Origin of the sequence: Zavarzinella formosa DSM 19928 (assembly GCF_000255705.1) — a bacterium.
GTDB lineage: Bacteria > Planctomycetota > Planctomycetia > Gemmatales > Gemmataceae > Zavarzinella > Zavarzinella formosa.
Genome location: NZ_JH636442.1, coordinates 216,991 through 229,504, shown reverse-complemented (window position 1 = coordinate 229,504; position 12,514 = coordinate 216,991). Strand labels below are relative to the sequence as shown.

The 12,514-nt window shown below is 59.4% G+C and carries 11 protein-coding genes; 2 read left to right on the top strand and 9 right to left on the bottom strand.

The features are described from left to right. Nucleotides 1-149, top strand: a 149-nt coding sequence (locus BGIM_RS68345; RefSeq protein ID WP_390567415.1) for an ATP-binding protein, incomplete at its 5' end; no start/stop codon positions are given. 38 nt (nucleotides 150-187) lie between these two features. Here BGIM_RS68345 and BGIM_RS0122145 read toward each other — a convergent pair. From BGIM_RS0122145 to BGIM_RS0122110, 8 genes are all read right to left on the bottom strand, one after another. After that, nucleotides 188-529 (bottom strand): hypothetical protein, encoded by a 342-nt coding sequence (locus BGIM_RS0122145; RefSeq protein WP_020471921.1) that lies wholly within the window; start codon nucleotides 527-529, stop codon nucleotides 188-190. Nucleotides 530-557: 28 nt separating this feature from the next. After that, nucleotides 558-980 (bottom strand): secondary thiamine-phosphate synthase enzyme YjbQ, encoded by a 423-nt coding sequence (locus BGIM_RS0122140; RefSeq protein WP_020471920.1) that lies wholly within the window; start codon nucleotides 978-980, stop codon nucleotides 558-560. Nucleotides 981-1,027: 47 nt separating this feature from the next. Continuing rightward, entirely contained in the window at nucleotides 1,028-1,909 is an 882-nt protein-coding gene (locus BGIM_RS0122135) for a hypothetical protein (RefSeq protein ID WP_020471919.1), read from the bottom strand. A 113-nt stretch (nucleotides 1,910-2,022) separates the two neighbouring features. Then, complete coding sequence (locus BGIM_RS0122130; RefSeq protein ID WP_020471918.1) at nucleotides 2,023-3,333, bottom strand: vWA domain-containing protein; 1,311 nt, start codon at nucleotides 3,331-3,333, stop codon at nucleotides 2,023-2,025. Next, nucleotides 3,330-4,361: an AAA family ATPase gene (locus tag BGIM_RS0122125; RefSeq protein WP_020471917.1), complete on the bottom strand. Its 1,032-nt coding sequence runs from the start codon at nucleotides 4,359-4,361 to the stop codon at nucleotides 3,330-3,332. Before BGIM_RS0122125 ends, BGIM_RS0122130 begins: the two co-directional genes overlap by 4 nt. Continuing rightward, nucleotides 4,358-4,660 carry a hypothetical protein gene (locus BGIM_RS0122120; protein WP_020471916.1) on the bottom strand — a complete coding sequence of 101 codons (303 nt, stop codon included), beginning with the start codon at nucleotides 4,658-4,660 and terminating at the stop codon, nucleotides 4,358-4,360. Before BGIM_RS0122120 ends, BGIM_RS0122125 begins: the two co-directional genes overlap by 4 nt. Nucleotides 4,661-4,840: 180 nt before the next feature. Next, complete coding sequence (locus BGIM_RS0122115) at nucleotides 4,841-6,946, bottom strand: right-handed parallel beta-helix repeat-containing protein (RefSeq protein ID WP_020471915.1); 2,106 nt, start codon at nucleotides 6,944-6,946, stop codon at nucleotides 4,841-4,843. A gap of 59 nt (nucleotides 6,947-7,005) precedes the next feature. Beyond that, nucleotides 7,006-9,501, bottom strand: a complete 2,496-nt coding sequence (locus BGIM_RS0122110) for a GAP1-N2 domain-containing protein (protein WP_020471914.1) — start codon at nucleotides 9,499-9,501, stop codon at nucleotides 7,006-7,008. 204 nt (nucleotides 9,502-9,705) lie between these two features. On the opposite strand from BGIM_RS0122110, the gene BGIM_RS0122105 reads away from it, so the two are divergent. Next, nucleotides 9,706-10,758, top strand: a complete 1,053-nt coding sequence (locus BGIM_RS0122105) for a hypothetical protein (protein ID WP_029630274.1) — start codon at nucleotides 9,706-9,708, stop codon at nucleotides 10,756-10,758. A gap of 3 nt (nucleotides 10,759-10,761) precedes the next feature. On the opposite strand, the gene BGIM_RS0122100 is transcribed toward BGIM_RS0122105, so the two are convergent. Next, nucleotides 10,762-12,411, bottom strand: a complete 1,650-nt coding sequence (locus BGIM_RS0122100; RefSeq protein ID WP_020471913.1) for a tetratricopeptide repeat protein — start codon at nucleotides 12,409-12,411, stop codon at nucleotides 10,762-10,764. Nucleotides 12,412-12,514: the final 103 nt, after the last annotated feature.

Genomic DNA, 12,514 nt, shown 5'->3' with positions numbered 1-12,514 from the left:
AGCGCGGCGTGACCGGCACCGGCCTGGGCCTCGCCATCACCGCCCGCATCGTCAACGCCTTGGGCGGCCGGGTGCGCGCCGAAAGCCGGCCGGGGGTGGGGAGTTGGTTTAAGATCATCCTGCCGATCACGCTGCTTGAAGGTGAATGAAATCACCAGTGATGGCTGATAACCTTCGGTGCATTTCTCTAACTTGGTATTTGTTGAACGAGTTGCTGGTCATCGTAGACCTCGAAGGAATGTTCGATCCCTGCCCGAGACAGCGACTCAGACAATGCCCGGACAAAGACCACGACTTCTTCAAGCGAGCCACCCACGCCACCATTGAATAAGTGTTCTCCACCGCCGAGTGAGTCCGTCTCAAAATCTGCCAATTCCGAGCGAATGCGAAGCGTCTCGGCTCCATTGAACCCGGATCGTTTGATGTGGACTTGGCCCCCACGGACAGTCTGCTCTACAGCATGCAGAATTGGCAGCAACCCTTGAGGTGCGGTTATATGGCCGTAGACGTTGTTGCCTTCGGGCGTCATTGTCATTCCACCAACCAGATCGGAGTTGTCACTCCCCAATGATCTTCACCAGCACCCGCTTGTTCCGATGCCCGTCGAACTCGCCATAGAAGATTTGTTCCCACGGGCCGAAGTCGAGTTTTCCCTTGGTGATCGCCACGACCACTTCGCGGCCCATGATCTGGCGTTTCAAGTGGGCGTCGGCGTTGTCTTCGCCGGTGCGGTTGTGGTAATAGTGATCCGGGTCCGGGTTGAAGGGGGCGAGTTGTTCGAGCCAGACGCCGAAGTCGTGGTGCAGGCCGCGTTCGTCGTCGTTGATGAAGACGCTTGATGTAATGTGCATCGAGTTGCACAACACCATCCCTTCCTGCACGCCGCTTTTATTGATGGCCTCCTGCACCCTCGGCGTGATGTTTACAAACGCCATCTTGGAGGGGATGTTGAGTGTCAGATATTCGGTGTGTGATTTCATGGCGTGGATGCCTTTTCAAGTTGAATTTGATGTGGAATACTGCCCATTCAATCCAGCGGGACCAAGGATTTGATTTTCAATTCTTTGACATCAACAATGCTGGTGGCCGCCTTGATGATAATTTTTGAACTCATGTCTTCTGTCTTGTAGGCTTTCTTCTCAGACCAGACCAGACGGTCATTGCAATAAACCGCCATGCCTTTGGACTGAATTTGCCATCGAAGCGTATACCACTTGTTGGGCTCCAGAGGAGTCAACTTGGCCGTGACAAGTGACCCGCTCTCAAGATTATTGGGATTGCCATCAGGGCGGCAGACGCGAAGTTCCTTTCGATTTCCTTCCCAATTGAAGATGACAACAGACCCGTTATAAGCGTTAATCCGAATGTTCTCATCTTCTGTCCGGGCGATCAGAGAAATCTCAATCGGGCCGGTGAAGGTGGTTTTGGTGGCGATCCCTTTCTCTCGGGGGATGCGAATATAGCCATCTTTTATCCGGGCTTCTTTGTAATCCATTTGCAACCAGGTGGACGCCCAAAGCTCGTCGAGTTCCTTGTCTACTTTGGCGGCGGCATCATCCTGCTTGTCTTTCAGGTAGTTTTTGATGGCCTTGGTGTGGGCCTCTTCGCATTCCGTCAGCAGTTGTTTTTGTTGGGTCACCAAGGCGGTCGGCGCCCAGGCGGGCAGTTCCCGGTAATCGGTGAAGCGTTGCCGTTCGCCCTTCAAAATTTCCAACAAAGCCGTGCTGGTTTTGGCCGAGTTTCGGATCTTGTCATCCCGCGTCTGAAACGCCTCGGACACCTTGGCATTCATTGTCCGGATACCGAGATCGTATTTCTTCTTCGCCTCGTTGAGAGTGGCTCGGATGGGGTCATCCTCGGCCAGGGCCGGCAGGGCGAACAGCAAGGCGATCAGGAGGGGTCGGATCATGGATGCGTTCCGGAGGGAGGGAGTGTGAAAAATGATTTCGGCAGGCGCCCGCCGCCGAGGGTGAATATATCATCGGCGAAACGTCGAATCCAGCCGGGGCCATTGGAATGACTTCAAAACACTTGCACGGCAACGCCATAGGGAAACTCGACGCTTCCTCCGTCCACAATGGCCCAAAGCACCTGATACGGGGGTGGGTTCGGCGGGTAATTGATGCAGCCGTCCGTGATGACCAGCACGGCCATCACCTCCGGGTCTTCGGCCAGATAATCCATCGCCGGGGTCATGTCGCTGCCCCCCATGCCGGTGATCGGGTATTCGACCAGCCCCTCCGGTTCCAGCCAGTCTTCGCGGGTCACTGCCGTGTCGCATTGGACAATGCGAATCATTGCCACCCCAGCTGATTCGCAGAACGCGGCCAGCGTTCCCAAGGCGTTCGAGAGGGTGTCTGACATCGATCCGCTGGTGTCAAGCACAATGTGCAAGGCCCATCCTTCCCGGTGGCGGCCGGGCAACACCACGTCCGACCGGTCACCGGACCGGCGGGAGGGGCGGGCATAAGTGCGGTCGCCGGGGGCGATGGCATCCAGCCAATGTTGCAGGGCCAGTTCCCACGGCGGGGCGGCGGCGCTCCGCAACACTTCGATCAAGAGGTCGGTATTGCCTGTGGCCTGCCCGCCCGTCTGCTTTTCGCGGGCACCCATCGCATCGCGCACCGCCCAGTCACCCGCCGCCCGCCGGGCTTCCTTTCGCACGGCTTCCTGCTGGCGAATCCGGTCCCACGCCGACCGGTTCGGTTCGTGTTTTCGCTCTTCCTCAGGGGAAATCAGGTCGCCGTTCGGATTCTTGCGGCTTCGTCGTGTCTCCGTCGTTAACTGTTTCGGTGGCAACAACCCGGCCCGGCGCAGGGCGACCGTCATGTCCGAATCGACTTCGGCCGCCCCCTCTCCGGCGACGGATTGCGACACCCGCCACAGGGGTGTTCCGCGCTTGGCCTCGTCGGCCGCCTGAACCAACAGCGATTCGAGCGACATATGCCGTGCCCCGCGCAGACTCAAGCCGTCCAACGGCGGGCGGTAGAGATGAAGTTCGTCGCACAGCAAATCATTGATGACATAATCATGGGCGTAGTTCACCGCCAGCGGGTGCGAGCCTTCCCCCCGGCCGAACGAATCGAGGGCGAGATGAAGCAATTCATGAGTAACGACGAAAAAGGCGTCCGCAATGCCGATCATGGAAAAGACATTCGCATTGACCAGAACCAGCCCGCTCGCGGAGACGGCCGCCACGGCCACGTCATCCGTCACGCGCAGGCGAACCAACCGCGTCAGCCCGGAGAGATGTGGCATCTGAAGGGCCGTCAGCCGCAAGGCTTGGGCGGCCTTTTTCATCGCGGCATCGTGCGTCGTCCGGGGATCACTCACAAACCGGTCACCTCTCGCAACAGATCGAACATCGCCGGGTCGGCCCCGAGGGCGCCCCACTTGTGCACCAAGTCCGTCAACACGGCAAAGCAAAACTCCTGTGGAATTGTTCGCAAGAAATGATTGACCTCATCCGGGGTCAGTTCCCCGAGAAGATCATCCCTCACCGCCAGCCGGATCGCGTGAATAATGAGCCACCGGGCCGAAGATTCCCCGCAGATTTCATCCGGATTGCGAACATAGACATCGGCGCCATGCAACTGTTCCAGTCTGGCCTCGGTCGTCGCGGCAAAGATGGCCGCATCTTCGCCGGACACCCGGCCGAACGCCAGCGCCCGGCGACTGGCCGAATCCGTGATGCCGTGCCTGTCCGCGAGATCGAGGGCCCGCGACAGCGTGGCCCAGGCGCGCGGCGTGGAAAACGGGACCGGCTCGCGGGGGACGTTTCGCTGCAACGCCGAGGGCATGAACGTGAGGAACGCCAGAATATCCGACCGGACGCCTTGGGATTTGGCCCATGTCATCCATTCTTTGAAATCGACCTTCACCTCCAGCACAAACACCCGGTTGACGAGCGCGCTGCTGATCGTGCGAACCAACGCCCGGTCCTCGGCCCGGTTCCCGGCAGCGACCACCCAGGTGCCGGGGGGCAGCGGAAACTCACCCAGCCGACGCTCCAGCAGCAGCGAATAAAATGCCTTCTGCACATCCGGGGCGCAGGCCGGAAGCTCGTCCAGAAATAGACAAAACGGGCCGGAATCCTCGGGCAACAATATTCGGGGAGGGCAAAACACCGACCGCTCGCCGACAATGCGAGGAATGCCGCTGACATCCTCCGGGGCGATTTGCGTGCCCAGCAGCGAGCGACACGGAAGCCCCGCCTCGGCGGCCGCCTGCCGGACAATGTCCGACTTGCCGATGCCCGGCGGGGAGAGAAGAAGCAGGCTTTGTTCGGCGGCCAGCGCCGTGATGAGCCGTTTGGCCTGGCTCAGGGTGATGGTTTCGGTCAGGCGGTGATCCTGGCTCAAGCGGAACCTCGGGGAGATTGGTTGGCCGCCCGGACAAGGGACGGGGAGAGCCGTTTCCAGTGCCCGGCCCGCGGCCGGTCGTCTTTTTTGGGATATGTCATCGTGAGTCGGGCTTCCAGCATTTCATCCGACAGGGCTTGGGCGTTGTTTTTTTCGTGTTCCCGCCAGTCAAACCAGTCTTCGTTGTCATCTTCCCGATTGGTTGCTTCCGACAGAAACCCCTGCTCCCGCAATCGCCGAAGCTGATCGGCATCGAGGGCATTCTGAAAATGCCTCACGAGCTGCTCGATGGTTTTCATGACCGATTCTCCAAAACACACTCCGACGGGCCTATTCCCTGACAGCCCAAACGCAATTTCGTTCGCCTTCTTGCGTCAAAATCTTGGAATTTTCGGAGGATGGGAGAGATGGACCAAGCAAAAAGAATGTGAACTGACCCGATCAATTTGCTTTGATCCGGGAATGGAAAACCCGGCCGATCACTTCCGTTTGTCGGTGATCCGGTACGGCGGCTGGCCCTTGGGGGGCTTGTCCGGAACCACGGAGCGATGGACGGTGGCGCCGATGAAAACATCCCCGCCGGTGTTGGAGCCGTAGCGGTTGCCGTCCATCACGGGGCGGGAGGAGCCTTCCACGCGGATGCCGTGGCCGGAGGAGTGGTAGAAATCGTTGTCCGTGCAATCCACCCGGCTTTCGTCGGCGAAGACGGCGCCGTCGTTGGTCTGGCTCTCGAATTTGTTTTCCCGCAATTCCGTCTGGGTGTTCCCTTCCGTCCGCACGCCCACTTTGTTTCGTGTAAGCTGGTTTCCTTCGGCAGTCAGCGTGGCATGTTCGGCCACGGAGATGCCGATCTCTTTGTTGCCGATGAACCGGCTGTTCTCGCAAACCGCCGTCGCGGATTTTTCGAGCCGCACGCCGCATTTGCGATTGCCCTGAAACAACGATTCCTCCCGGACGCGGACGGTCGCCGAATCGGAGACGGAAACACCGTGGACGCAATCATGAAACTCGCACCGGCTCACATCCCCGGTGGCCTGACGGGAGACGCGGACGCCATAGGCGTTGGTGCGGAAGTTGCTTTTGGACACATTGACGGTCCCCGCCACCACCGAGATTCCCGAGACGGCATTTAACTGGAACTGGCATTCCGACACGAGAAACGGCCGGGTGCAGGACACCACCAGACCACTTCCTTTGTTTTGCTGAAACCGGCATTCGACCGCCGCCCCGACCCCCGCCTGATCCAAGACCAGCGCGTTGCCAGCCACTCGGCGGTCTTCGCTGGCCCGCGCGCCGCGGAAGATGCAATCGTGAAACTCGACGCGGCCCGCCAGCACCCGTATCAAGTCCGAGGGCCGGGTTCCCTGATGCCGGAACGTCACAGATTGGGCCGAGAAGACTCCTTCGGCCAGATTCACTCCCGCGAGGAACGGCCCACGCGCGCCCTCAATGATCGTCGTCTCCGCGTCGGTGCCGCGCAGGATGACGGACTGCCGGAAAGTCAGCGGTTTGGGGATGAAATGGATGCCAGGGTCCAGCACGATCGTCGCCCCCGGCGGGGCCGATTCGATGGCCAGCGGCAAACTGGAGGCATATTCCCGGCGGCCGTCATGTTCAATCCACACGGCCGGGCGCTGGGTGCGCCAGAGCCAGAACAACGGCAGCAACACGGCCCTCGGCTCCATGCGAACACCGGGTTGAAGCAGGGTGTCGCTCCCCTGCGCGGAGACGACCGTGAAGAACACTTCCTTGAACTGCCTGCGCAACAGGTTGATGACGTTGTGATAGCCGCGCCCTCGCAACCATTGTTCGAGGTCGGCCGAGAGCGAGGTGATGATTTCCCAAACCGACGTTCCCGCCGCGAAGATGTCTTTTTCGAGGATGTGTCTCGCGCTCTCCGGGAAGTCGGCATCCTTTAAATAAAGGTCCGCCTTGGTGACGGTGAAGATCACCCGCTGGTTTTTGGTGTCTCCCCCCATTGTGGCCATCCCCTGCCGGTACACGGTCAGCATGTCGGACAGGCTGGCGGGATCAACGGGGATCAACCCCTCGCCGTCGTCCGTCGGTTGCACCAGGCTGTTCAGCCAGATGACCGCCGGGCTGTTGCGAACAAACCGGCCCGCATCCCGAAGCACGACGCTGTTGAGGAAGACTTCTCCGGAGACATCGAAGAAGAGCAACTGACACCCGCCGACCCGTGGAACGTCGGACAACCGGCAAATGACCGGTTCCGGGAACGTAACCGCCGTCGCCAACGGTGGAATGCCGGCCTCGTAGTCCTGTCGGCGTTGTCTGACAGTCATGGCCGTCCGCTCGTCCAGCCATTGATAGGCGAAGTCCGGCCAGTGGCGGCCCGCGGTGTAGATCCCTTGGAGAAGGCCGTCGATGTAGCGGGTTTTGCCGTGTCCCGGCAGGCCAATCATGCTGCATGCGATGGCGGGATGGGAGGCATATTCCTCCGCGTACAGCAGCGGGATGTTGGAATCCTCGCATCCGGGGTTCGGGCAGCGCAGGATATTGGCCCCGGTTGGGTCTTCGGCTTCGACAAACCGGGGAACGGGAGTGAGGCATACGGGGCAAAGCATTGCGGCATACTCTCAAACGAAAACACGGGCGGCGGTCGGGGGAAACATTGCGGGAGTGTTCATGATTTCAACGGCCGGGCGAGCCGGATTAAGATCCATTTGAACCGATTCATTTTCTCGATGTTCAGTTTGGGCAAGCGTTGGAGGTTTTCGCTGTCCCACGTCCCCGGTTCAAGAGCATGACTGGCCAGCGCCTTGAACTGATCCAGCGTTTCAATCTCCCGGCTGGAGTCGGTTGGCAGCGCCTCCCAACCGACGAAAAACACATCGGAATCTTCGATTCGCTCGTGGCATGGCGATCCCTTCAATTTTGTGAATGCCTCGATGTCCACAAAATGGCGAAATGCCGGGTCACTCGCCTCCGTCAACTGCTCCTGAAATTTGGCGAAATCCGGTCGTCGCCAGTAGCGGACAAGTCGTTCCATGATTTTTTGAGAATCTAGATCAATGGCGGACATGGGCCATTCCAGACGAGTGTCCTCGAAAAGTTTGCCCATGATGATTAGACGGGCCTCCGGGATGGCAAGCAGACCCTCCAGCAACCGGGCATGAAACGAACCCTTCAAGATCATCGGAATCAACGCCATGCCGACCAGATGTCTCGCCGGCCGGCCAAGGCCCTGATTCTTGATGAAATAAACATGCTTGGCCTCGAAGCGTTTAATGGAAAACCACGCTTCGGCCAGATATTCGGCCACCTGTGGCTCGCTTGCAAAAAGGGAAGGCAATGACTCTTTCTCGTCGGCTTGCCGGGCTTGCAACAGGACACTGATGCTTTTTTGCTGCAGGGCCGCAGGGGAAAGGGATTTTCGTTGGACAACCGTCGCAGATTTGCTCAACCAGGACGAACGCTCGGTCCGTTGTCGAATTTCTTCCTGGCCGCCAAAACTGTTGACTTCGTCGATTTTGATCTCTGCCCCGCCGTCGTCGATTATTTTCGCATCGTCATAATTCCCGGCAGTTGATTCAACCTCCACCCCGTCTGTCACCACATCGGCATCATCCGCAATATCGGCAGCCGTTGCGTCAGGAATGGTTTCCTCGTCCGGAAGGATGACGGGGGTTAGTTGATGGACGAGCCTCCAAGTTCGCAGTTCATCACCGGACAGTTCAGCCGGTTTCAACAGCTCGGCCAACATCTGATTTTTCCCGGTTCCGACTGTCTGCAATTCAGGAACTGTGCTTCGACACCATTGGTAATACCACTGTTGAAGCTTGGTGTTCCCGCTGTTGGAAAGCACTTTCAGACACTGTTCAAAAGACTTTTCTGACCAACGGAAAATCATTAACTTGATTCGCTCGACCGTCTCCGACTGTTGGTCTTTGATCCAGCGGCGAACGTCATCCCTGTCAAGTTTTGTCAGAGGAGCGGCCCGGCTGGCCAGTACCTCGCATGCCAATTTGGTGATCGGTTCCGGGTCTTCGAATCCACATTGAACGAACCGGATTCTGGCGGGTAATTTCATCGCACTCACGAAAGCCGTGAGTTTCCGGCCGACTTCCAGCAACCCCTTCGGTTGAAAAGCCCTCGGATACTCCTCCTTCAAACGGGCCATAGCCAGAGAGGCGATCTTGGTCGCCACCTCGGGAAATCGTTCCAGCAAATCCAGCAACCGGCCGGAGGGAACCGGGGCCTGCGACACCTTCTCGGGCTTGTCGTAAATGGCCTCCAAGAATCCAAGGGCCGCCTCGCGGTCAATTTCCGTCAACGGCGTGGTCTTGCAGGCATTCCAGTATCCGGCGAACCAAACCAGAGGGGCGTCTTCGGGGCGAGAAGGCAGTTTCAGCCGTGTTTCCCCCTTCTTGTTGAGAAGGATGTAACGGAATCCCGTCAGCGTGCCAGCCAGGCGTTCGTCCGGGTTGGCGATCAGAAAATAATGGGCGGCGACGGCCGATCCGTAACTGATGGTGTCGAAGGTTGCCCGTCGGCGCAGGCTTTCCGGCAGAAGAACAAACAACTCGCGCAGATACCCGAGGACAATGTCCGGCTTCTCGCCCAGGCACACGGGTTGCCGTTCTTTCTCATTGGCCGTCACCCAGCGAGGCAGATACTCCGTCGCCAACAGATCCGTGAACGGTCCGGGCAGGGTGTTCCCGGTTGGCGACGGGTCGGGGCAATCGACGATGATTGGATCGATGAATTTCGGCTGATCGGGCCGGCGTTTGCCTTCCGTTTCTTCCGGAGACTGATCGAACTTGAAGACTTCAAGAAGCGGAAACGGGTTAAAGTGAATCTTCGCAAACTCATCGGCCGTCAGGATCAGGGCATGGGCATGGAAGCGCCCCTTGCGGCCGAATTTATCCGGCTTGTCCTGCGGGGTGGTTTGGGAGAGGAGATAATGCCCTTCCCCGAGGTCGGCGAAGAGATGCCGGACCAGCGGGCCGAGTTTGGCGTCGGGGTTCTTGAAGTTTTCCAACCGTCGCCGGGCCTCGGTGAGAACCGACTCCGCCAACCCCTCGGAGTGACACCACAATTGGAATCCGCGAACGCGGGCGGGGGACTTGTCTGCCTCCACGTTGGTGTAAATGAGTTGGGCGGCTTGAATCTCGGCCATGAGTGATCCGGCTTGGCTGTGAAACGAGGGTCGGGGGTCGCGAGAATCAACAAGTTCTTCACGGGCGATTGTACACTGTCCGGCCCGTTCGGTCACGCCCGCATTTGCGACGGTTCAAATGCCTCGATACCCGGCCGGGCCAAACTCCGCTAATATGACGAAGAATTCGCCATCAGACTCCAATCCACCGCCGAGGATGCGCCCATGCGCCAGCCCAGTCCGGTCAATTCAACGAGCGTCGGAGGGGCTGCGATCACCTTTGTCATCCTGACGGTCCTCGGCGCCGGCGCGGTGATCGGGGTGTCGGGCTATGCCGGTCCGTCTTCCCTGATCCTGTCGGGGGCGATCGCTTTTTGGGCCGGGGGCGTCGCTCTCGTCCTGCTCGACGGGCAATCTCTGAAACAAGCCCGCATTGACGCGGGGGCCGCGTGGAATGAATCGCATTTCGATTCGTGGGCGACGCAGGCCATCCGGTTATGCCGGGAGCGAGACGAAATCGACCCGGAAACACTCGCCGTTCGCTGGAAGAAGGATGTGCGGGGCCGATGGCACAAAACGATCATTGTCGCGGTTCTTGGCTGGTGCGCCCTGGCGGGGCTGGCGGTCTTCCGTCCCGAGTCGGCCGTGTTGCTCGGATTGGCGGCGGCCGTGGCGGTGTTGCTGACCGTCGTTGGTCTGATCCCGTTGACGCGATTTCGGGATTGGGATGCCGTCATCGCCGAATGGGAGCGAGAGGCCATCACCAGTCTGGCCCGCAAATCAGCGAAGCCACCGAAACCCCGGCGGCGGCTGGAAAGGGCGTCCGAACCTGATCCCGAGCCGGAACTTCAACTCCAGATTCGCCCCGTGGCCAAGCCGGTGACCGTTCCGCCACCGGAAATTGTCCCGCAGCCTCCCAAGGTGGTGATTCCCCCACTCCGACGGCCGGAACTCGAACCGGAACCGGAGCCGCAATTTGAACTTCTTGCCCCGCCGGTGGTTATTCCCCCTGTGCCGGTTCCGCTTCTGGAACCGATCCTGGCCCCGGAACCGCCGCCGATCATCGTTCATGAACCGCCTGTGTTTGTTCACGAGCCGCCGTTCATTTTGGAAGAACCGTTGGCGGAAACGAAAACACCCGTGACCGCCGACAACGGGGACACGGGTGAGAAGGAAACAATCGTGAAAGCCGAACTGTTGCCGACTGTCAAACCCCCGGTGAAAGAAGAAATCCCGGTGGTGATCGAGTCGGCCGACACCGACGAAGCTCCGTTCTGAGGCTTACTTCGTCTTGGCGGCCAAGCCGGTGAGGATCGGTTTGGCGACAATCACCCGAGCCTCGGCCACCGTCAGGCTGGCGGCCGCCTCGGTGATGAACTTGCGGGACGGCCCCTGCACATTTTCCAACGCGCGGGCGACCGTCACCGAATCATCCCGGCCCAGCAACTCCAGAGCCTGCGCCCGGCGGGCTGACTCGGTGGCTTGTTCCATCTGGCCGAGTTCGCGTTCAGCCACGGCCCGCAGATACCACGCGGCGACATCATCGGTATCCCGTTCGGTGGCGGCTGTCAGCACGGAGAGCGCCCGCACCGGCCGATTCCCCTTCAACAATCGCGTTCCCTCGGTCCGCAGGCTCGCGGCATCCCGGCCTGTGAGTTCGGCGGGGATTGCCGGGCGATCTTCCGGCTTGACGGGCGGGATGGGGGAAGGAAGCACATTGATCGGCGTCTGCATGACGGGGGCCGTCGCCGTCGTCGTGGCACGATAGTGGGGGGGATAAAACCAACGGACCTGTCCGGCGTCAAGCGCGTCGAGGAACGGACTATGCAGTCCGGTCTCCGTCAGGTAGCCCATGAACCGCTCGGAACCCGTGTGACGCGGCAGCGTGTGCGGCCACGGCGGGACATAACCAAACCCCGGCAGATACCAGCCCTCGTCCACACGGTACGTCTGCGGGCGATACGTGATCGGATCGCCGTCGCCACCATTGTCCGTGATGGCGGGGAAATCGAACGGATTCAATCGCTTCGGATTCGGCGTCTCAGATTCTTTTTCCTGGGCCAACAGGGCATTCCATTGATCCTGTGAAAAGAATTGCGATTTCGTCGGGTGGTTGCCGGTGATCTTTTGCACCAAACCCTTGAGTTCTTTCCGAAGAGTCTCGGTTTGTTTGGGGGACAGGGACTTCGCCGAATGATAGGGCCAGCGGATCACCGGATCGAGGCCGGACGGCCCGGCCAGCATCCGATAAGTGGCCTTCGTCGGATCAAGGGTGATCTGTTCACCAACCTTTTTCGAGATTTCGCCAACGTAGAGCGGATGCCCGGCCAGATAGGTGACGGCGTATTCGCTGAAAACCTTGGCGACTTCCGGCGTCTTGGGGGTCGGTTCCTTGGTCACTTCCGGCGTCTTCGGCTTCGGTTCCTTGGCGACTTCCGGCATCTTCGGTTTTTCGACGACCAGATACACGAACGGGTTGGCCTTGCCTTCGGCATTCTTCTGGGCCACCAACTTGTCCCATTCGGCTTGGGGGAAGATCACCATTTTGTCTTTGTTCGGAACCTGTCCCGTGAAGGCTTGGACAAGCTTCGCCACCTCGGCCGACCACTTGTTTTTTTGTTCTTCGGTGAGCGGCTTGGCGGATTCGCCGATCCACGTGATGACGGCTTCGTCCTTCTTGAGCGTGAATTCGATCTTCGACGGGTCGAGAGTGACGGCCACTCCCTCGCCGACCGCCTTGTTCATTTCGGCCAGTTTTTCCGGCTTGGAGTCCAGATAAGCCTTGGCTTGCTCGCGCAAGGCTTTTTGAATGGTGCCGGTGTCATCCGGGTTCAACGGATCATAGGCGGGGGCCACCGCCGGCACCGTCAGGAAGGCGATCATGCAGATCAACCAACCACCAATGGGAAGAGGGGATTTTTTCAGGGTCATGATTTTACCAAATTGTCCATGTTCGCCATCTTAACAAGATAGCACGACCGGGACCGGTTGGTCAATTCCGTTCCAACTTGTTTTATGTCAAAGGCTTCCGCTA